Origin of the sequence: Oceanisphaera avium, from assembly GCF_002157875.1 — a bacterium.
Taxonomy (GTDB): Bacteria; Pseudomonadota; Gammaproteobacteria; order Enterobacterales; family Aeromonadaceae; genus Oceanimonas; species Oceanimonas avium.
On sequence record NZ_CP021376.1, the window covers coordinates 21442 to 42364 of the forward strand.

Sequence of the window (20923 nt, forward strand, 5' to 3'; positions counted from 1 at the left end):
ATGGGTGAGGATTAAATCATGGCTTACAGCGAAAAAGTAATAGATCACTATGAAAACCCCCGTAACGTCGGCGGTTTTGATAAAAATGACCCTAGCATTGCCACCGGTATGGTAGGGGCTCCCGCCTGTGGTGACGTAATGAAGCTGCAGCTTAAAATCAGCGATGCCGGTATCATTGAAGATGCCAAGTTTAAGACTTATGGTTGTGGCTCAGCGATTGCTTCTAGCTCCCTTATCACCGAGTGGGTGAAGGGCAAAAGCTTAGAAGAAGCGGGCACCATAAAAAATACTGATATTGCCGAAGAACTGGCGTTACCGCCGGTGAAGATCCACTGCTCAATTTTGGCAGAAGATGCGATTAAAGCGGCGATTGATGATTATAAGAAAAAGAAAAATATAGCGTAAACGGAGACACCATGGCGATCACCATTACTGATGCCGCGGCACAACGCGTGCAGACTTTCTTGACTAGTAGAGGCAAAGGCTTAGGTTTGCGCTTAGGGGTGAAAACCTCTGGCTGCTCGGGCCTTGCTTATGTTTTAGAATTTGTCGATGAACTGGCTGAAGGCGATCAAGTGTTTGAGCATGGCGACGTAAAGGTGATCGTCGATAGCAAAAGCTTGGTGTATCTAGACGGTACCGAACTCGACTTCGCCAAAGAAGGGCTTAATGAAGGTTTTAAATTCAATAACCCTAATAAAGACGGTGAATGCGGATGCGGCGAAAGTTTTAACGTTTAAGGACTTGGCATGACAGCAGTCACTCACCTTGGACAGGCCATGAACTACTTTGAGTTATTTGGCCTTAGTCCGCAATTTGACGTCGATAGTCATGCCTTGGCTGACACCTATCGGACGCTGCAAAAGCAGTTCCATCCAGATAAATTTGCTGCCCACTCAGAGCGCGAGCGTTTGCAAGCAGTACAAGGTGCGGCGCGCATTAACGATGCGTACACCACGCTTAAAAACCCCCTCAATCGCGCTCAATATCTGCTTTCCTTACATGGCGTTGAGTTAAACGCCGAGCAGCAAACGCTTAAAGATCCTGCCTTTTTAATGCAACAGATGGAGTGGCGAGAACAGTTAGAAGAGCTGTCCCACGCCCCAGATGTACTAGCGGCAATTCTGGCGTTTGAGCAAGAGTTACAGCAAGCCAGCCAAGACTATTATGGGCAGTTGAGCCACCAGCTTACGCAGGCCGCTTGGCAAGAGGCAGCCGATACCGTTCGTAAACTTAAATTCATGACAAAATTGCATGCCGAACTCGAACGTTTGGAAGATGCACAGCAGGACTTCTAACCCTAATGGCATTACTACAAATATCTGAGCCGGGCCAAAGTGCGGCCCCCCATGAACATAAATGGGCAGTGGGCATTGATTTAGGTACCACCAATTCTTTAGTCGCTGTGGTGCGCAGCTCAGTCGCAGAAACACTCAGCGATGCCCAAGGCCGAGAGCTGCTTCCCTCTGTAGTGCACTATGGGGAGCAAACGCTACGCGTGGGCCATGAGGCTAAGCACGAAGCAGACCAAGATCCCCAGCACACCATTTCTTCTGTTAAACGCTTACTGGGTAAGGCCTTGGCGGATGTTCCTCGCCAACGCTTGCCGTATGTCTTTGCCGAAACAGATAACGGCATGATTAACCTTAAAACGCCGCAAGGCGTGGTTAATCCGGTGCAAGTCTCTGCTGAGATTTTAAAAGTCTTAGCCGAGCGTGCCGAGCAAAGTTTAGGCAATCCGGTACAGGGTGTAGTGGTAACCGTGCCCGCCTACTTTGATGATGCCCAGCGTCAAGGCACTAAAGATGCCGCGCAATTAGCAGGCTTAAATGTATTACGTTTGCTTAATGAGCCTACGGCGGCAGCCATTGCTTATGGGTTAGACTCGGGACAAGAGGGCGTAATTGCGGTATTTGACTTAGGTGGCGGCACCTTTGATATCTCAATTTTGCGCCTGCACCGTGGCGTGTTTGAAGTATTAGCCACCGGTGGTGATTCGGCATTGGGCGGCGATGACTTTGACCATGTATTGGCGGATTGGATTCAACAACAAGCGCAACTCAACGAACTCACGCCCAGCCAGCAACGTAACTTATTAGATGTCGCCTGTGCCACTAAGCAAAGCTTAACCTCACAAGAGAGTGTCTCGGTGAGCTGGCAAGGTTGGCAAGGTACGCTGAGCCGAGCGCAATTTGATGCCCTTATTTTACCTTGGGTAAATAAAACGCTAAGTGCATGTCGTCGTGCCCTAAAAGATGCAGGCGTGAGTGCGAGTGAAGTGCAAGAGGTGGTGATGGTGGGTGGCTCTACCCGCGTGCCATTAGTACGTACTCGAGTGGGCGAGTTTTTTGCCACCGAGCCGCTTATCAGCCTAGATCCCGATAAAGTGGTGGCCATTGGCGCGGCTATTCAAGCCGATGTGCTGATTGGTAATAAGCCTGACACCGACATGTTATTGCTGGATGTTATTCCGCTTTCTCTTGGCTTAGAGACCATGGGCGGTTTAGTAGAAAAAGTTATTCCCCGTAACACCACAATTCCGGTCGCGCGCGCGCAAGAGTTTACTACTTTTAAAGACGGGCAAACGGCGATGGCCATTCATGTGTTGCAGGGTGAACGAGAGTTGGTGAGTGATTGTCGCTCACTGGCGCGCTTTAACTTAACCGATATTCCGCCGATGGCAGCGGGCGCGGCCCATATTTTGGTTACCTTCCAAGTGGATGCAGATGGCCTATTGTCAGTCAGTGCTATGGAGAAATCCTCCGGTGTGCAAGCAGACATTGAAGTAAAACCCTCTTATGGCTTAGATGAAAGTGAAATCAGTGCCATGCTTAGCGCTTCATTTGAACATGCCAAACAAGATATAGAAGCACGCATGTTGGCGGAACAAAAGGTAGAAGCGGCGCGAGTTATTGAAAATATTAACAGTGCGCTAGCCGCCGATGCGGACTTGCTTAGCGAGTCTGAGTATGGCGCTATTACCGCCGAGGTAACCAAACTAGAAGACGCAGCTCGCCTTGATGATGTTGCTGCCATTAAGCAAGCGATTGAGCAAACAGATCAACAAACGGCTGATTTTGCCGCTCGACGCATGGATGCCTCCATTCGCCGGGCCTTAGCCGGACAACGAGTAGATAAGGTGTAATTATGGCTAAGATTGTATTTTTACCTCATCCAGAGTTGTGCCCAGACGGCGCCGAGGTAGACACTCTGCCCAATGAGACAGTATTGGATGCCGCACTGCGCAATGGCATTGAAATTGAGCATGCTTGTGAAAAAGTGTGTGCCTGTACCACGTGTCATATCATAGTGCGTGAGGGATTTGACTCGCTAGAAGAAAGCAGCGAGCTAGAAGATGACATGCTAGATAAAGCGTGGGGCTTAGAGCCTGAGTCTCGCTTAGGTTGTCAAACTCGGCCAGTAGATGAAAACTTAGTAGTAGAAATCCCTAAGTACACGGTCAATATGGTGTCTGAAAGCCAGTAAATAAGCGCAATGGAGTAGATAATGAGCCTTAAATGGACCGACAGTCGCGACATAGCGCTAGACTTGCTAGAAGCCTATCCCGATACCGACCCTAAAACGGTGCGTTTTACTGATTTGCACCGATGGATTTGTGAATTAGAAAACTTTGATGATGATCCTAGCCGCTCTAATGAAGGACTATTAGAAGCGGTGATCATGATTTGGATGGATGAGTTTGATTAACTCATAACACCCAGCAAGCAGTTGCCAGTAAAAGCCACGGTGTAGTGCCGTGGCTTTAGTGTTTAAAAAAGAATGCTTTCAATTTTTAATCGACAGCAGAATTAAATTATGAGCAAGCGGTATGAAGTGGGGCGGCTTTTACGTATAATTGCGCCGTTTTAAACCTGAACCTCGGTTAATCTATTAAGGAATCAAGATGGCTATCGAACGTACTTTCTCTATCATCAAGCCTGATGCAGTAGCAAAAAACTTAGTGGGCGCAATCTACCAGCGCTTTGAAGCAGCCGGTCTTAAAGTGGTAGCTGCAAAAATGGTGCACTTGGACAAGGCAAAAGCCGAAGGTTTCTACGCTGAGCACAGCGAGCGTCCTTTCTTTAACGCTTTGGTTGAGTTTATGACGTCAGGTCCGGTGATGGTGAGCGTATTAGAGGGGGAAAATGCAGTATTACGCCATCGTGAAATTATGGGTGCCACCAACCCAGCTGACGCACTTGCCGGTACCTTGCGTGCAGATTATGCCGACAGCATCGATGAAAACGCGGTTCATGGTTCAGATGCGCCTGCTTCTGCAGCCCGTGAAATCGCTTATTTCTTTAGCGACGAAGAGCTGTGCCCACGCACTCGTTAATGAGTTGCTAATGTTAAAAAAGGAGCTTCGGCTCCTTTTTTTATCCCTCATTTTCATGTTTTTTACCGCTGCTTATTCTAGGCACTAATGAGCTAAATTTATCCTAGTAATGACTTAGCGGCTTAGTTTCTTAATCTCATTATCTTAAATTTTTACTTCTATTGTTACCCGCCTTGCACCCACTCTTTCTCTTGCTTTGCTTCTTTCGCGCTCGCTGGCTTATAGCAGGATAAAGTAAGTTAATTTTTTATATTTTTATGTAAAAAATATTTACATTTAAAATAACATAATTCATTATTTGGCCACCTCTTTACTACATTAATTTAATTTGCAAGGAAGCAATATAATGACACGTCAATCCAGTACGCACGGCGCCAAAGCCAGACCCGAAGATGAAAATTTAGGGATACTCGCCAATATTGCCTATGGCTTTCAACACGTATTAACCATGTATGGCGGTATTATCGCCGTACCATTGATTGTGGGGCAGGCAGCGGGCTTAACCTCTGCTGAAATTGGTTTGCTTATTGCCGCCTCGCTGTTTGTGGGTGGATTGGCCACTTTATTACAAACGCTGGGGGTGCCTTTTTTTGGTTGCCAGCTGCCCTTAGTACAAGGCGTGTCCTTTGCCAGTGTGGCGACTGTGGTGGCAATCGTTACTTCTGGTGGGGGCTTGGCTTCGGTATTTGGTGCTGTCATTGCCGCTTCCCTCATTGGGTTTTTGATCACTCCGATTTTTTCAAAAATTATTAAGTTTTTCCCGCCTTTAGTCACGGGGGCGGTGATCACTACCATTGGCTTAACATTAATGCCGGTGGCGGCGCGTTGGGCCATGGGCGGCAATAGTAAGGCTGAAGATTTTGGCAGCATGACCAATATTGGGCTAGCGGGATTAACGCTGGGCTTAGTATTATTATTGAGTAAGCTTGGGAATGCAGCCATTAGCCGGTTATCAATTTTGCTGGCGATGGTCATTGGTACAATAGCGGCATGGGCTATGGGCTTAGTCAGCTTTGCTAAGGTGATGCAAGGGCCGCTGTTTGCTTTTCCTACGCCGTTTCACTTTGGTGCGCCTACCTTTGAAATTGCCGCTATTATTTCTATGTTTATTGTGGTGCTGGTGATCTTGGTTGAAACCTCGGCAGATATTTTAGCCGTCGGCGATATCATTGATACTAAAGTGGATGAGCGTCGGTTAGGTGATGGCTTGCGCGCCGATATGATCTCCAGTGTGATAGCACCGTTCTTTGGCTCTTTCACACAAAGTGCTTTTGCGCAAAACGTTGGCTTAGTGGCGGTAACCGGAGTGAAAAGTCGGTTTGTGGTGTCTTTTGCTGGCCTTATTTTAGTTATTCTAGGTTTGTTGCCCATTATGGGGCGAGTCATTGCTACTGTGCCTACGGCGGTGTTAGGTGGGGCAGGGATTGTGTTATTTGGCACTGTGGCCGCCAGTGGTATTCGTACCCTTGCTAAAGTGAACTATCACAACAATATGAATCTGATTATTTTGGCCACCTCCATTGGGTTTGGCATGTTGCCGATAGCTGCGCCCAGTTTTTATCATGATTTTCCTAATTGGTTTGCTACCATTTTTCACTCCGGTATTAGCTCTACTGCGATTATGGCGATTTTGCTGAACTTATTATTTAATCACATCACGTTAGGTAACTCCGATCAACAGTCAGTATTTGCAGCAGGCACCGAGCGCAGTATTCGCCCCGAAGCCCTTAAGCATTTATCGGAGGGTGATTATTTTACGGCGGGAAAATTGTTTGATATAGAAGGCAATGAAATAGAAGTGGTGAGTGAGCCAACTATGCCCACCTCAGACAAAAACTCACCTCCTCACAAGCCAAGCACTCCTCCTCATTAAAAGATAGCGATTAAGCCGCCACTTTGGCGGCTTTTTTATGTTAGAGACCAGCGTTCTTAAGTGCGCTTTATAAAGGGCATGACTGGCAAGATGCTAGTAAATTCTGTACAATTTTGCGCCCTAACGGCTCTGTTCTAAAAGCAAGAGGCAACCGAATGAGCGAAACAAAAATAAACCTGCTGGATCTGGATCGTGATGGCATGCGTGGGTTCTTTAATGAACTAGGCGAGAAGCCATTTCGAGCCGATCAAGTGATGAAATGGATCTATCACTTCGGTTGTGACGATTTTGAACAAATGACCAACATCAACAAGGTGTTGCGAGCTAAGTTACAAGCAACAGCAGAGATCCGGGCGCCAGAGATTAGCGTTGAAAAAATCTCGGATGACGGCACCATAAAATGGGCGATGCAAGTTGGCGATCAAGAAGTAGAAACTGTTTATATTCCCGATGGCGATCGCGCCACTTTATGCGTGTCCTCTCAAGTAGGTTGTGCGCTAGCTTGTACTTTTTGCTCAACCGCCCAGCAAGGCTTTAATCGCAACTTAAAAGTATCAGAAATTATTGGCCAGGTGTGGCGAGCAGCCAGTCGCGTTGGCTTTATCCGTGACAGTGGGCGCAAACCCATTACCAATGTGGTAATGATGGGCATGGGCGAGCCCTTACTGAACCTTAATAATGTGGTGCCTGCCATGAGCTTAATGCTGGAAGACTATGGCTTTGGGCTCTCTAAGCGTCGCGTTACCTTATCCACATCTGGCGTTGTTCCGGCACTGGATAAAATGGCCGATATGATAGATGTGGCATTAGCCGTTTCTTTACATGCGCCTAATGATGCGCTGCGCTCAGAAATTATGCCTATTAATGATAAGTATAATATCGCCAGTTTAATCGCCAGTATTCGTAATTACATCAGTAAGTCTACGGCCAACCAAGGCAAGGTCACCATAGAGTATGTGTTACTTGATCATGTGAATGATGACATGCAGCATGCCCATGAATTAGCGCAATTATTAAAAGACTTACCTTGTAAAATTAATTTGATCCCTTTTAACCCGTTTCCTGATAACGACTATGAAAAGCCCAGTAATAGTCGCATCGACCGCTTTAATAAAGTCTTGATGCAATATGGCAATACGGTAACGATTCGTAAAACCCGCGGCGACGATATCGATGCTGCCTGTGGTCAGTTAGTGGGAGATGTAATTGATCGCACTAAGCGCACTCAGAAAAAGCAGCAACAGCAAGGCGCTATTGCCGTGACTATGCTCTAAAACAACACGAGCGTAGAAGTTACAGTTTGTGATCATAAATTAAGCGATTGCTATTATTTGTTAATATTGGGGAACGATAATGTAGGCTAGCTGTCAGGTTTAAGAAGCAGCACTCAGCGCATATTATGATAAGCTAGCGGTTAAAGGGTAGCGTAGCATGAGGCTTGGCTAAAGCGCATGACTCTAGCTTATTCGCTACAGGTGTCATCTCTTCGCTTAAGCTTGACGCTGCAACCAGTATTTAAATAGCGCCATTAGTCGGCCAAAGCTAATATGCCGATATTAATTAAAGTAGTGAATTAGATTGCGCTGGAGTGGGTTATTCCCCTGCACGGAGCGACGTGGCAGAATAACTTGGCTTCACTTATCGTTGATGGTTAGCATTCCTATCCCTGCCCACTTACGGTTTGATGGCAAACCAGTGGCTAGGGCTTGGTTATTTCCAGACTCAGAACAGGCTAGGCGATCGTTATCAAATGATTACAAATGACACAGATTCTCAGCCTCAGGCTGATGTAACCCTCAGTTCAGGCCCGGGCTCGGCGCTGCGCCAAGCTCGAGAAGCGAAAGGCTGGACCCAAGTTGATGTGGCGCGCCGACTTAATTTGCGCTTGGCCGTAATTGAGTCCATTGATAGTGATAATTACAAAGCCGGTGTCGCACTGACTTTTTTGCGCGGTTACGTTAAAGCTTACGCTAAAGTGGTGGGCGTGCCAGAAGCTCAAGCACTCGCCGCATTCGATAGCATGAGTCATGAGCAGTTTAAATCTGCCGTGCCCATGAAAAGCTTTTCTAAAAAAACGCGCCAACAAGCCAGTGATAAATGGCTAAAGCGTATTAGTTGGCTGGTATTTTTAGGCTTACTGAGCTCATTAATTTATTGGTGGTGGCATGAAGGTGCTAATCAACAAGACCGCCAGTTACAACCCGACCGAGAAGTGAGCACCTCTGCGCCAAGCAATGACACTGATCGCGTACTTAGTCCCGATGACAGTGTTCTTAGCCCAGCCGAAGGCCCAGTGCCTAGCTCATCACTGAGCAGCTCACAAGTGGATGAAGCAGGCGAGCTTCCCACTGAGCCCATTATTGACGGTTCAGCACCAGCTGATGAGGGAGCGGTTAATGAGCCAGCTGCTGAAATAAATGATAGTGAAGAGACGGATGACGCTGCTGTTTCACCGCCTGCTAATGCGCGCTTATTAAGTTTGAGCTTTAGTGATGATTGTTGGATAAAAATTACCGATAGCCAAGGAAAAGTATTAAGTGAAGGCGTTAAAAAAGCTGAGCAATCTTTGGCATTAGAAGGTGAGCCGCCCTTTAAGTTAATCTTAGGGGTGCCCAGTGCGGTACGCTTAGAGTACTTAAATGAAAAAGTGGACTTATCTTCATTCAACGCCGGTCGGGCAGCCCGACTGACAGTACCGAAATCTTGATTTAAGAGTAAACCATGTCCTTACCTGAGACTCCCATAGTACGCCGGCGCTCTAAGCAAATTCGCGTGGGCTCGGTATTGGTGGGCGGCGATGCGCCCATCACAGTACAGACCATGACTAATACCCTAACCACAGATGTAGAAGCTACCTTGGCACAAATTCGTGCCGTAGAAAAAGTGGGCGCGGATATCGTGCGTATCTCTGTGCCCACCATGGAAGCGGCTGAAGCCTTTAAAATTATTCGAGCGGGCACCACCATGCCCTTAGTGGCGGATATTCATTTTGACTATCGTATTGCACTACAAGTAGCCGAATATGGCGCCGATTGCTTGCGTATTAATCCGGGTAATATTGGACGAGAAGACCGTATTCGCGCTGTTGTAGATTGTGCGCGCGATAAAGGCATTCCTATTCGTATTGGAGTCAATGGCGGCTCCCTTGAAAAAGATATTCAAGAAAAATATGGAGAGCCTACCTCTGCTGCCTTAGTGGAGTCAGCAATGCGCCACGTCGATATTCTTGATCGTCTAAATTTCGATCAATTTAAAGTGAGCGTTAAAGCTTCCGATGTTTTTTTAGCCGTGGGCGCCTATCGCGAGCTTGCTCGCCAAATTGAACAGCCACTGCATTTAGGCATTACCGAAGCCGGTGGGTTTCGCTCTGGCGCCGTTAAGTCGGCTATCGGCTTAGGCATGTTATTAAGTGAGGGCATTGGTGATACGTTGCGGGTGTCATTGGCCGCCGATCCCGTAGAAGAAATTAAAGTCGGCTTTGATATTTTAAAGTCACTACGCATTCGCTCGCGCGGCATTAACTTTATTGCCTGTCCGTCTTGCTCACGCCAAGAATTTGATGTGATAAGCACAGTGAACGAGCTTGAACAGCGCCTAGAAGATTTAGTGCTGCCGATGGATGTATCCATTATTGGCTGTGTAGTGAATGGGCCGGGTGAGGCATTAATTTCTGATTTAGGGCTTGCCGGTGCCCAGCGCAAAAGTGCTTTATATGAAGGCGGTGAGCGAGTCGGACGACTGGATAACGTAAGCTTGGTGGACGCGCTAGAAAAGCGCATTCGTGCTAAGGCTGCCAAGATGGATCCAAATTCGCGAATTGCCATTATTGAACATAAATAATCTAAGGCTGTGAGGCGCGCTGATCCCAGGTTCATTTCTCCCCAGCAGCTAGCTAATACAAGCTGATACCTAATAAATAGAGATACGTTGTGGCAAAAAAGATCCAAGCAATTCGTGGCATGAACGACTGCCTTCCTGAGCAAACACCTATTTGGCAACAGGCCGAGCAAGCTTTGCGCCAACTCATGGCGAGTTACGGCTATAGCGAAATGCGTATGCCGATCATGGAAAGCACCGGCTTATTTCGCCGTGCCATTGGTGAAGTGACCGATGTCGTCGAAAAAGAAATGTATACCTTTGACGATCGCAATGGTGAAAGCATGACGCTGCGCCCCGAGGGCACCGCCGGTTGCGTGCGCGCAGGCATTGAGCACGGCTTGTTATACAACCAAGAGCGACGCATGTGGTACATGGGCCCCATGTTTCGCTATGAGCGCCCACAAAAAGGCCGCTACCGTCAGTTCCATCAATTTGGATTGGAAGTCTTTGGCTTGCATGGCCCCGATATTGATGCCGAAGTCATCATGCTGACCGCGCGCCTTTGGCAACAACTTGGCGTCAGTGAGCACTTAGTGTTGCAACTTAATAGTCTAGGCCAGCCTGATGAGCGCGCCGCCTATCGCCAAGCACTAGTGAGCTATCTTGAGCAATATTTTGAGCAGCTTGATGAAGATAGCCAGCGCCGTTTACATACTAATCCGCTGCGCGTACTCGACAGTAAAAACCCACAAGTTCAAGCACTGCTCACCGATGCTCCTGTGCTGAGCGATTATTTTGGGCAAGCCACTCACGCCCACTTTAAAGGCCTCACCGACTTGCTCACCGCCGCAGGCATTACCTTTGAAATTAACCCTCGCTTAGTGCGTGGCTTAGATTATTACAACCTCACGGTCTTTGAATGGGTGACCGACAGCTTAGGCGCACAAGGGACAGTTTGTGGTGGTGGTCGCTATGATGGATTAGTGGAACAATTAGGTGGCCAAGCGACCCCAGCCGTGGGCTTTGCTATGGGCATGGAGCGCTTAGTGTTATTACTAGAAACGCTGCAAGCGCCCAGCTCAGAGCCTGCTCTTGCCGATATTTATATCGCCATTATGGGAGAGGGCACCCAGGCGGCAGGTTTTGCCTTAGCCGAGCAATTGCGTGATCATTTCCCCACCTTAAAAGTGCTCAGCCACTGTGGTGGCGGTAACTTTAAGAAGCAATTAAAACGCGCCGATAAGAGCGGAGCTAGCATCGCCTTAATTTTAGGTGAAGATGAAGTTGCACATTCACAAGTGACCATTAAATATTTACGCGGCCAAGCTGAACAACAGACTGTGGCGCTTGATCAACTTATTGCACAGCTAACAGGTGATATCAGTGGACTTTAATAGCACAGAAGAACAACAACTCGAAACCCTTAAGCGCTGGTGGTCAGAATACGGTAAGTCCATTATTTTAGGCGCTGTGATTGGCTTAGGCGGCATCTTTGGCTGGCGCTATTATCAGGAGCATCAAGTCACCACGCGTGCTAATGCGGCACAAAGCTACATCAGTATTAGCAATCAACTGGCGACCCAAGGCGCTGATGCTTTTGAAGATGTGGCAACTTTTGTTGAACAAAATCAAGGCAACAGTTATGCCGAGCTGGCGGCCTTATTGTTAGCCGCCCAAGCGGCGAGCAATGATCAATTACCGCTTGCCCAACAACAATTGGAGCAGGCATTAGCCAGTAATAAAGACCCGATTTTAAATAATACAATACGCCTGCGCTTAGCACGGGTTTTATTAGCCCAAGATAAGGCGGATGAAGCCCAAGCGCAGCTAAATGAGGTTAAAGAGCCCGCTTTTAGTGCTCAGCGTAGTGAAATTCAAGGGGATTTGTATGCCCAACAAGGTAAAAGCCGCGACGCCTATCAAGCCTATCAAGCAGCAGAAGAAGCCGGTGGCTTAAACAATAATCCAGCGCTGAAGCTTAAATTAGATAATTTAGCTGTTAGCCCAAGTGCGAGTGATAAAGCATGATATTGCGAAAAACCTTTACCGTCGCTTTGCTAGGCTTGGCGCTAAGCGCCTGCTCCAGCCAACCCGACTTGCGCCCCGCGAGCCCCTTGCCTGAGGTGGCTAATACCTTAAATACTAAACCGTTATGGAAAAGCTCCGTCGGTAACGGCGTGGGCGAATATTATTCCCAGCTTAGCCCAGTGGTTGAGGGCGAACGTATATTTGCCGCGTCGCGCGATGGCGTATTAGCCGCCTTTGATAAAGACACTGGTAAGCGTCAGTGGCAGCTGCGCATCGATAAGCTTGCCATTAATGATAATCAACGCAGCCCTAGAATTGCCGGAGGCTTAACCGCCGCCTATGGCAACTTGTATTTTGGCTCAGAAAATGGCGTGGTTTACGCCGTTAGCCAAGCTGAGGGTGAGCTGTTGTGGGCCAAAACCGTGGCCGGTGAAGTGTTAGCAGCGCCCGCCGTGGATGAGGGCAAGGTAGTGGTCCATACCAGCTCCGGTCATTTAGTGGCACTTAACTCAAGTAGTGGCGAGCAGGAATGGCAGTTGCGTAATGAACAACCTAGCCTGACATTGCGCAGCCAAGCCACCCCGGTTACCGCCGGTGGCGCGGTATTATATGGCCGTGCTGATGGTCGCTTAGGCATTGCGCTATTAGCGACGGGCCAGCCAGTGCGCGATACCCGTATTGCTAATCCAAGAGGTGCTACTGAGTTAGAGCGCATGGTGGATGTGGCGGCCAAACCCGTGATTTTAGGCGATATTCTGTTCGCTATCGCTTATAATGGCCAACTAACTGCTCATCAGTTAATTTCTGGCCAAGAATTGTGGAAGCGCCAATATCAGGGCTCTCAGGATCTAAGTACAGATGGGCGCTTGCTGTTTATTAGCGATAGCCGTAGTCATTTGTTTGCAGTTGATGCGCGCAGCGGCATGGAAGTTTGGTCAAATACCGAATTAGAAAACCGCCAGCTGACAGCTTCTGTGGTGTTTGGTGATTATCTGGTGGCCGGTGACGATGAAGGGTATCTGTACTGGTTTGATAGCCAAACCGGTAAGTTAAAATCCTTACAACGTATTGATAGCAAGGGCTTATATGTGGCTCCTGTGGTCGCCGGTAATCGACTTTATGTACAAAGCCGCAGTGGTGATTTGTTGGCCATAGACCAACCCTGAGCCTAGGCTAGTTGAGCATAAGTTAAGACACACCATCGGCTCCTGATCCGCGATCAGGAGCCGTTATTGTTTTTTGGAGACAGATTTTATGATGCCAGTGGTAGCGCTAGTGGGGCGCCCTAATGTGGGTAAGTCCACTTTATTTAACCGTTTAACCCGCACCCGAGATGCCCTTGTTGCTAACTTTCCCGGCTTAACCCGCGACCGACAATATGGCCAAGCCAAAATTGGCGAGCTGGAGTTCATTGTGGTTGATACCGGCGGGATTGACGGTACCGAAGAGGGCATAGAGCTGCAAATGGCGGCGCAATCTTTGGCGGCTATCGATGAAGCCGATGTGGTGTTATTTATGGTTGATGGCCGGGCAGGCTTAAGCTCTGCCGATGAAGGCATTGCCGCGCACCTGCGCCGTTGCCACAAACGCACTTTGTTAGTAGTGAATAAAACCGATGGCATCGATGCCGACTCGGCGGTGAGTGAGTTTTATCAATTAGGCTTAGGCGAAGTCTACCCCATTGCCGCCACTCACGGGCGCGGCGTGCTGAGCTTAATAGAAATTGCGCTGGCACCGCAATTAGAAGAGCTGGCGCTTGAGCAACAACAACAAAGTGCCATCGCCGAAGCACAGCTGGAAGTCGACGCAGAGCAGGCGGAAGAAGAATTTGATTTTTCAGACTTGGATGAACACCAAATTCAAGACTTGCTCAGCGTGATGGATGAAGCTAATGAAGAAGAGGCACAGCAATTTGCCGACTTACCCATTAAGTTGGCCATTGTGGGGCGTCCTAACGTGGGTAAGTCAACGCTAACCAACCGCATATTAGGCGAAGAGCGGGTGGTGGTATATGACCAGCCCGGTACCACCCGCGATTCGGTCTATATTCCGATGCAGCGCGATGAACAAGATTATATCTTAATTGATACGGCAGGCGTGCGCCGACGGGGACGAGTGAATGAAACCGTTGAAAAATTCTCGGTGATCAAAACTCTTAAAGCCATTGAAGATGCTAACGTCGTTTTATTAGTAGTGGATGCCCGCGAGGGGATCTCTGAGCAAGACTTAAGTTTATTAGGCTTTGTGCTCAATGCTGGGCGCAGTATCGTGTTGGCCGTCAATAAATGGGATGGCTTAGCAGATGATGCCCGTGAGGATATTAAGCGCGAGCTCGATCGCCGGTTAGGTTTTATTGACTTTGCCCGCCTGCACTTTATTTCGGCACTGCACGGCAGTGGCGTGGGTAATTTATTTGAGTCGGTAAAAGAGGCGTACGCTTCTGCTACTAAGCGCGTTAATACTTCTATGCTGACGCGTATTATGATGATGGCGCAAGATGAGCACCAACCGCCTTTAGTGAGTGGGCGTCGTATTAAACTCAAATATGCCCATGCCGGCGGTTATAACCCGCCGCGAATTATTGTGCATGGCAACCAAGTTAAATCTTTGCCAGAGTCGTATAAGCGCTATTTAATCAACTATTTCCGTCGCTCTTTACAAATGATGGGCACCCCTATTAGAGTTGAATTTAACGAAGGCGAAAACCCTTATGAGGGCATTAAAAATAAATTAACGCCCAACCAAATGCGCAAACGTAAGCGCTTGATGAAGTTTAATAAGAAGAAAAAATAATTAAGCAGCTTTAATCACGGCTGTTTATTAATAGACCCCCAAGCCTGGTGTATGCTTTGGGGGTCTTTTTATTGGGCCACTGAGTGCTCGCTCTCGTCTAGACCCAGCCTATATAACGGTGCTTTATGGCTGCTCGGTGGGCGCTTGAGCGCAGTTGTGCTCGGTCATCGTTAAAAAGTAGGCGTGATTGCGGCGTAAAATTTTATGCCGTACCTTTCTCATTAAAATATTGCGTCGTGAAGCCCACACGGTTTTACGCTGCTTTATTACATTCTGTTTGCGTTTTTGCATGTTAGGTCCTTATATTTTTAGTGCCATTCATTGGCTGTTAATCGGCTACAATTTCCTCAGATAAAGATAAGGTATTAGCGGATGCTGGTTTGGCTTGAGGCGCCGATGTGTTTTTTACAGAAGGCGCCCGCGCTACGTTTTCTTGCGCTTGGGCAGATAACTGGCTGTCTTTAGACGTTTTAACAGGCGACTCAAGGCTGATGCGAGCGTCAGTTTGGGCATTATCTTGCCACAATAAGCTTTGATAATATTGACGAATATTATTTACAAATTGCTTAGTTTCGCGCCCTCTAGCATAACCATAACGGGTTTGATTATACCACTTTGGCTGGTGCAACAGCGGTAAATTTTCTTTAACCTCGGCCCAGGCATCTGGATTTTGGCCTAATTGCTGGGTGAGACGGCGCACATCTAATACATGCCCTAGGCCAATATTATAGGCGGCCATAGCAAACCAAATACGCTCAGCCTCTGGAATAGACTCAGGCAAGCGCGTCATTAACGAGCTTAAATATTGAGCGCCGCCGCGGATGCTTTGCTCTGCATCCAAACGATTGTCTACTCCTACTAATTTTGCCGTGTCTTCGGTAAGCATCATCATGCCGCGTACGCCCGTATAAGACTGTGCCTTAGGATCCCAGTGGGACTCTTGATAGCTAATAGCGGCCAGTAAGCGCCAATCAAGCTCACCAGCATGGCGTTCAAATAAGGGTTGATAGCGAGGTAGTAAACTCTCAATACGGCTTAAAAAGGTACGGGTGTCCACATAATCAAATTGCTGAACATGGCCAAAGTATTTCTCATGTAAGCGCGCTAAGGTGCCCACATCCACTTGTTGGGCAAAAAAATCGAGCATTGCTGCCATGGCACTATCATCCATGCGCTTATCCCACACCCAAGCCACCGGCAGCGGCGCGCCTAATGAAAATGCCGAGGCAATGTTAGGATAATAGCGCTGAGTTCTAGCCAAAATAATATCGGCTACTAAGGTGTAATCCGTTTCTTGTTCGGCCACTTGGCGCAATAAGTCTTCTTCATCGCTATCCAAATGAGCTTGCCAGCGCCAAGGTAGGCGTGTGTCACTAGCGTTAGCCGCCTTTGCTAAGCGCTGGCCTTGGCTGGAGCCGGCCATCACCGAAATAGTGCCTGTCACTTGGCTCAGTTCCTTAGGTCGCGGGGTGCCAGTTCGATACACCAAAGTAGGCGTAATGTGATAATAACTGGGGCTAAATCGATAATGCGCTCGGCGCTGTGGCGTATTGGTTAAGCCGGCGGCCAGCATATCTACTTGGCCAGTATCTAATAGGGCAAACAGCTCATCTAAGCTAAAGGCGGGTACCATTTGCAGCTCTACATCAAGAAAGTGTGCAAATTGCTCGGCTAACTCAAAATCTAAACCCTCGGCTTGGCCCTCGCGCAAAAAATAATAGAGAGGGTGATATAAGGTACCAACACGCAGCGTACCTCGCTCTTGAATAAGAGCAACTTGGTTATGAGTGATGGAAGAGCTGTCACAGCCTAGCAAAAAAACGCTGCTAATTAAGAAGAGTGTCGATAAAACAAGCTGGCGCAAAATTCGCCCCTCCTTACGATTAATTGCGCATTTTATAACAGATGTGGGGCACGACGTCAGGAAAAGCCGTGTCTTTATTAGCAAATGGATTTATACGAACCCTTAACTATATGGCTTAACAGCGCGCACTTAACGCAGAGGCGGCTCTTTGCTTGGCGCACTCACGCCGACTTAACTGCGCCAAATTAAGGCCATAAATGGCTAAAACGCTCTCGCTAACTAAGGCGAGCCTAAATGGACGTCGACACGGCTGTGGGGGAAACCTATAATAGCGCAACTTCTCATCCCCCATTCACTCAGCTTTGAGAATTGCCACTATGGAAATACTGCGCGGCTTACCCGCCTTGTCCGGTTTTAGAACCCAAGCCTTGGTTCGCCAAGCTCAGCAACAAGCGCTACCGTTAGCTGAAATTGAAACCGAATATGTACACTTTGTTGCACTGAACGCCAACCTCGAGGCCGACACCCGCAATACCCTCAGCGAATTACTCGACAGCCCTGCTCAAGCTATTAAACCAAGTAGCGATAGCATCTTGGTGGTGGTGACCCCACGCCCCGGCACGCTTTCTCCTTGGTCAACAAAAGCCACCGATATTGCCCATAACTGTGGTTTACACCAAGTGGCTAGAATTGAGCGCGGTATTTGCTATTACCTAACGATGAGTCGCTCAGCCAGTGAGGCTGAGCTGAGCGCCATTAAAGCGCTGCTTTTTGATCGCATGACTGAAACCACCTTCGATAATCTAGAACAAGCCAGTTGCTTGTTTGTAGAAGCAGAGCCTGCACCTGTGACGGCGGTTGATGTGCTTAAGGAAGGGCGTGCGGCACTGGTTGAGGCCAATGTGCGCCTCGGTTTAGCCCTAGCAGAAGATGAAATTGATTACTTGTTTGCTGGCTTTAGTGAGCTTGGACGCAATCCTAATGACATTGAGCTTTATATGTTTGCCCAAGCAAACTCAGAGCATTGTCGCCATAAAATATTTAATGCCGATTGGATCATCGATGGTGTAGAGCAGCCTAAATCACTGTTTGGCATGATTAAAAACACCCACCAGCAAGTACCAGAGCAAGTGTTATCTGCTTATAAAGATAATGCCGCTGTGATGAAGGGCTCCAAAGCGGGACGTTTCTTCCCAAAACCTGACTCAGGTGAATACGATTATCATCAAGAAGATATTCATATCTTGATGAAAGTAGAAACCCATAACCATCCTACGGCTATTGCCCCTTTTTCTGGCGCCTCGACGGGCTCCGGCGGGGAAATTCGCGATGAGGGTGCGACCGGGCGTGGCTCTAAACCAAAAGCCGGCTTAGTGGGCTTTAGCGTATCAAATTTGAAAATTCCTAACTATGCGCGCCCTTGGGAGCAAGACTTTGGTAAGCCTGAGCGCATCGTCAGTGCTCTAGATATTATGCTGGAGGCGCCCTTAGGCGGCGCGGCTTTTAATAACGAATTTGGCCGCCCGGCCTTGCTGGGATATTTTCGTACTTTTGAAGAAAAAGTCTCGAGCTTTAATGGGCAAGAGGTACGCGGTTATCATAAGCCCATTATGCTGGCCGGCGGCTTAGGTAATATTCGCGCTGAGCATGTACAAAAAGGCGAAATTACCGTCGGCGCCAAGCTTATTGTCTTAGGTGGCCCTGCCATGAACATTGGCTTAGGCGGCGGGGCGGCCTCCAGTATGACCTCGGGTGAGTCAAGTGAAGAGCTGGAGTTTGCGTCGGTTCAGCGTGAAAACCCAGAGATGGAGCGTCGTTGTCAAGAAGTCATCGACCGCTGCTGGGCGATGGGCGAGAACAACCCTATTCAATTTATCCACGATGTGGGCGCCGGTGGCTTATCTAATGCCATGCCAGAGTTAGTCAATGATGCAAATCGAGGCGGGCGCTTTGAGCTGCGGGATATTCCTAACGATGAACCAGGGATGAGCCCGCTGCAAATTTGGTGTAACGAGTCTCAAGAGCGCTATGTGTTATCGGTAGCGCCAGAGCGCTTAGCTGAATTTGAGGCGATTTGTCAGCGCGAACGGGCCCCTTTTGCCGTAGTGGGCGAGGCGACGCAAGAGCGTCATTTAAGCTTGCACGATAGTCATTTTGATAATCAACCCATCGATATGCCGCTGGATGTCTTATTAGGCAAGGCGCCCAAAATGCAGCGTGATGCCATTACTACTCAGCATCACAGTCCGGCGTTAGACTTAAGTAACATCTCTTTAAGAGATGCCGCAGAGCGAGTGCTAACACTGCCCAGCGTCGCGGATAAGAGCTTCTTAATTACCATAGGCGATCGAACTGTTACCGGTTTAGTGGCACGAGATCAAATGGTGGGCCCTTGGCAGGTACCGGTTGCCGATTGTGCAGTGACGGCTGCCAGCTATGACACTTATGCCGGTGAGGCGATGTCATTAGGTGAGCGGGCACCGGTGGCCTTGCTTAATTATGGTGCCTCGGCGCGCTTAGCCGTGGCCGAAGCCATTACTAATATTGCCGGCAGCCAAATTGCTGAGCTTAAAAATATTAAGTTGTCTGCTAATTGGATGTCAGCCGCAGGCCACCCAGGCGAAGATGCCGGTCTGTATGAAGCGGTAAAAGCGGTAGGAGAAGAGCTGTGTCCGGAGCTTGAGCTCACGGTGCCCGTGGGTAAAGACTCCATGTCCATGAAAACCAGCTGGACGCAAGATGGCGAAGATAAGTCGGTCACCTCTCCCTTGTCATTAGTCATCACCGCCTTTGCCCGAGTGAGCGATGTACGCAGTACGCTCACTCCTTGGTTACGTACTGACTTAGGCGATACCAATCTTATCTTGGTGGACTTGGGCAATGGCAAAAATCGCCTCGGTGCCTCAGCATTGGCACAAGTGTATCGCCAATTAGGTAATACGCCGCCCGATTTAGACAATGCAGCACAGCTAAAGAGCTTCTTCTATGCCATGCAAACCTTGGTTAGCGACCATAAGCTATTGGCTTATCACGACCGTGGTGATGGCGGCTTATTTACGACCTTAGTAGAGATGGCGTTTGCCGGAAATACCGGTCTTGATATCGAGCTGGACTCCTTAGGTGCCGATCACTTAAGTACGCTGTTTAATGAAGAGCTCGGCGCCGTGCTGCAAGTGCGCCAAGCCGATAAAGAAGCGGTGCTTACCTGTTTAGCTGGCCATGGCTTAGCGGCGTGCAGCCATGTGATTGGTAAACCTAACCTCACTAATCAAGTACGCTTTAACTTTGCGGGCAACACTGTGTATAGCGAGTCACGCACAGAGCTGCGCCGTTTGTGGTCTGAAACTAGCTATCAGATGCAGCTGTTACGTGATAATCCCGCCTCAGCTCAAGCTGAGTACGAAGCGCAATTAGCTGAAGATAATCCAGGCTTGTCAGCCTCACTTAGCTTTGATCCTAAAGAAGACATAGCCGCGCCCTTTATTGCTAAAGGCGTGCAGCCAGCCATGGCCATCTTGCGAGAGCAAGGCGTTAACTCCCATGTGGAAATGGCGGCCGCTTTTGACCGCGCCGGCTTTAGAGCCATAGATGTGCACATGAGTGACTTACAAAGCGGTCGTTATCGCTTAGATGAGTTTGCCGGTTTAGTGGCGTGTGGCGGTTTCTCTTATGGTGACGTACTCGGTGCGGGTGGTGGCTGGGCGAAGTCGGTGCTATTTAATGACGCATTGCGCGCCCAATTTGCTGACTTCTTTGCTCGCCCCGATGCCATTGCGCTCGGTGTGTGTAATGGCTGTCAGATGTTGTCTCGCTTGCGTGACCTTATTCCAGGAGCAAGTCATTGGCCAGACTTTGTGCGTAACCAATCAGAGCGCTTTGAGGCACGCTTTAGCTTAGTGGAAGTTCAAGAGTCGCCAAGCTTATTCTTATCTGGCATGGCGGGTTCAAGAATGCCGATTGCGGTTTCTCATGGTGAAGGTCGCATTCAACCTTTAAATGCTGACTTACAGGCCATTGAAAATAGTGGCACGGTCGCGCTGCGTTTTGTGGATAACCACGCTAAGGCTACGGAGCAATATCCTTTTAATCCGAATGGCTCGGCAAATGGCATTACAGGATTAACTAACCAAGATGGGCGCGTCACTATTATGATGCCCCATCCCGAGCGGGTATTTCGCACCGTCGCTAACTCCTGGCATCCCGATGACTGGCGCGAAGATGGTGCTTGGATGCGAATATTTCGCAATGCCCGCAAACATCTTGGCTAATG

Annotated in this window: 18 protein-coding genes; 16 read left to right on the forward strand and 2 right to left on the reverse strand. The window is 48.6% G+C overall.

Annotation, left to right across the window (positions count from 1 at the left end; translation table 11 throughout):
• Window positions 1-18: 18 nt before the first annotated feature.
• The 15 genes from iscU to der all read left to right on the forward strand — a co-directional run bounded on the left by iscU (window position 19) and on the right by der (window position 14849).
• Window positions 19-405, forward strand: coding sequence for a Fe-S cluster assembly scaffold IscU (gene iscU, locus CBP12_RS00110; protein WP_086961794.1), 387 nt, complete (start codon window positions 19-21; stop codon window positions 403-405).
• An 11-nt stretch (window positions 406-416) separates the two neighbouring features.
• Complete coding sequence (iscA, locus tag CBP12_RS00115; protein ID WP_086961796.1) at window positions 417-740, forward strand: iron-sulfur cluster assembly protein IscA; 324 nt, start codon at window positions 417-419, stop codon at window positions 738-740.
• Window positions 741-779: 39 nt separating this feature from the next.
• Complete coding sequence (gene hscB / locus CBP12_RS00120; RefSeq protein ID WP_086965230.1) at window positions 780-1298, forward strand: co-chaperone HscB; 519 nt, start codon at window positions 780-782, stop codon at window positions 1296-1298.
• A gap of 5 nt (window positions 1299-1303) precedes the next feature.
• A complete protein-coding gene (hscA, locus tag CBP12_RS00125; RefSeq protein WP_086961798.1) occupies window positions 1304-3145 on the forward strand; it encodes a Fe-S protein assembly chaperone HscA in 1842 nt (613 codons plus the stop codon).
• A gap of 2 nt (window positions 3146-3147) precedes the next feature.
• A complete protein-coding gene (fdx, locus tag CBP12_RS00130; RefSeq protein WP_086961800.1) occupies window positions 3148-3486 on the forward strand; it encodes an ISC system 2Fe-2S type ferredoxin in 339 nt (112 codons plus the stop codon).
• Between the two features lie 21 nt (window positions 3487-3507).
• Window positions 3508-3708, forward strand: a complete 201-nt coding sequence (gene iscX, locus CBP12_RS00135; RefSeq protein WP_086961802.1) for a Fe-S cluster assembly protein IscX — start codon at window positions 3508-3510, stop codon at window positions 3706-3708.
• Between the two features lie 196 nt (window positions 3709-3904).
• The gene (ndk, locus tag CBP12_RS00140; RefSeq protein WP_086961804.1) at window positions 3905-4336 is read left to right on the forward strand and encodes a nucleoside-diphosphate kinase; all 432 of its coding nucleotides are present in this window, start codon (window positions 3905-3907) and stop codon (window positions 4334-4336) included.
• Window positions 4337-4682: 346 nt separating this feature from the next.
• Entirely contained in the window at window positions 4683-6209 is a 1527-nt protein-coding gene (locus CBP12_RS00145) for a nucleobase:cation symporter-2 family protein (RefSeq protein WP_086961806.1), read from the forward strand.
• Window positions 6210-6364: 155 nt separating this feature from the next.
• Window positions 6365-7483 carry a bifunctional tRNA (adenosine(37)-C2)-methyltransferase TrmG/ribosomal RNA large subunit methyltransferase RlmN gene (locus CBP12_RS00150; protein WP_086961808.1) on the forward strand — a complete coding sequence of 373 codons (1119 nt, stop codon included), beginning with the start codon at window positions 6365-6367 and terminating at the stop codon, window positions 7481-7483.
• Between the two features lie 476 nt (window positions 7484-7959).
• Entirely contained in the window at window positions 7960-8916 is a 957-nt protein-coding gene (locus CBP12_RS00155; RefSeq protein ID WP_086961810.1) for a RodZ domain-containing protein, read from the forward strand.
• A 14-nt stretch (window positions 8917-8930) separates the two neighbouring features.
• Complete coding sequence (gene ispG / locus CBP12_RS00160) at window positions 8931-10049, forward strand: flavodoxin-dependent (E)-4-hydroxy-3-methylbut-2-enyl-diphosphate synthase (protein WP_086961812.1); 1119 nt, start codon at window positions 8931-8933, stop codon at window positions 10047-10049.
• Window positions 10050-10138: 89 nt separating this feature from the next.
• Window positions 10139-11422 (forward strand): histidine--tRNA ligase, encoded by a 1284-nt coding sequence (hisS, locus tag CBP12_RS00165; protein WP_086961814.1) that lies wholly within the window; start codon window positions 10139-10141, stop codon window positions 11420-11422.
• Window positions 11412-12056: a YfgM family protein gene (locus tag CBP12_RS00170; protein ID WP_086961816.1), complete on the forward strand. Its 645-nt coding sequence runs from the start codon at window positions 11412-11414 to the stop codon at window positions 12054-12056. The genes hisS and CBP12_RS00170 overlap by 11 nt, the downstream gene beginning before the upstream one ends.
• 2 nt (window positions 12057-12058) lie before the next feature.
• Complete coding sequence (gene bamB / locus CBP12_RS00175) at window positions 12059-13222, forward strand: outer membrane protein assembly factor BamB (protein WP_408634978.1); 1164 nt, start codon at window positions 12059-12061, stop codon at window positions 13220-13222.
• Window positions 13223-13313: 91 nt separating this feature from the next.
• Window positions 13314-14849, forward strand: a complete 1536-nt coding sequence (gene der, locus CBP12_RS00180) for a ribosome biogenesis GTPase Der (protein ID WP_408634979.1) — start codon at window positions 13314-13316, stop codon at window positions 14847-14849.
• A gap of 123 nt (window positions 14850-14972) precedes the next feature.
• Here der and CBP12_RS13420 read toward each other — a convergent pair whose 3' ends face one another.
• Both CBP12_RS13420 and mltF read right to left on the reverse strand, forming a co-directional pair.
• Window positions 14973-15140, reverse strand: coding sequence for a hypothetical protein (locus CBP12_RS13420; protein ID WP_157420013.1), 168 nt, complete (start codon window positions 15138-15140; stop codon window positions 14973-14975).
• Between the two features lie 37 nt (window positions 15141-15177).
• Window positions 15178-16713: a membrane-bound lytic murein transglycosylase MltF gene (gene mltF, locus CBP12_RS00185; protein WP_086961822.1), complete on the reverse strand. Its 1536-nt coding sequence runs from the start codon at window positions 16711-16713 to the stop codon at window positions 15178-15180.
• Between the two features lie 317 nt (window positions 16714-17030).
• Between mltF and purL the strand changes: the two genes are divergently transcribed.
• Window positions 17031-20921, forward strand: a complete 3891-nt coding sequence (gene purL, locus CBP12_RS00190) for a phosphoribosylformylglycinamidine synthase (RefSeq protein ID WP_086961824.1) — start codon at window positions 17031-17033, stop codon at window positions 20919-20921.
• Window positions 20922-20923 lie beyond the last annotated feature (2 nt).

Excerpts from the sequence above, each read along its gene's own strand:
- iscU (WP_086961794.1), top strand. The coding sequence starts at position 19 with ATGGCTTACAGCGAAAAAGTAATAGATCACTATGAAAACCCCCGTAAC.
- iscA (WP_086961796.1), top strand. The coding sequence starts at position 417 with ATGGCGATCACCATTACTGATGCCGCGGCACAACGCGTGCAGACTTTC.
- hscB (WP_086965230.1), top strand. The coding sequence starts at position 780 with ATGAACTACTTTGAGTTATTTGGCCTTAGTCCGCAATTTGACGTCGAT.
- hscA (WP_086961798.1), top strand. The coding sequence starts at position 1,304 with ATGGCATTACTACAAATATCTGAGCCGGGCCAAAGTGCGGCCCCCCAT.
- fdx (WP_086961800.1), top strand. The coding sequence starts at position 3,148 with ATGGCTAAGATTGTATTTTTACCTCATCCAGAGTTGTGCCCAGACGGC.
- iscX (WP_086961802.1), top strand. The coding sequence starts at position 3,508 with ATGAGCCTTAAATGGACCGACAGTCGCGACATAGCGCTAGACTTGCTA.
- ndk (WP_086961804.1), top strand. The coding sequence starts at position 3,905 with ATGGCTATCGAACGTACTTTCTCTATCATCAAGCCTGATGCAGTAGCA.
- CBP12_RS00145 (WP_086961806.1), top strand. The coding sequence starts at position 4,683 with ATGACACGTCAATCCAGTACGCACGGCGCCAAAGCCAGACCCGAAGAT.
- CBP12_RS00150 (WP_086961808.1), top strand. The coding sequence starts at position 6,365 with ATGAGCGAAACAAAAATAAACCTGCTGGATCTGGATCGTGATGGCATG.
- CBP12_RS00155 (WP_086961810.1), top strand. The coding sequence starts at position 7,960 with ATGATTACAAATGACACAGATTCTCAGCCTCAGGCTGATGTAACCCTC.
- ispG (WP_086961812.1), top strand. The coding sequence starts at position 8,931 with ATGTCCTTACCTGAGACTCCCATAGTACGCCGGCGCTCTAAGCAAATT.
- der (WP_408634979.1), top strand. The coding sequence starts at position 13,314 with ATGCCAGTGGTAGCGCTAGTGGGGCGCCCTAATGTGGGTAAGTCCACT.
- CBP12_RS13420 (WP_157420013.1), bottom strand. The coding sequence starts at position 15,140 with ATGCAAAAACGCAAACAGAATGTAATAAAGCAGCGTAAAACCGTGTGG.
- purL (WP_086961824.1), top strand. The coding sequence starts at position 17,031 with ATGGAAATACTGCGCGGCTTACCCGCCTTGTCCGGTTTTAGAACCCAA.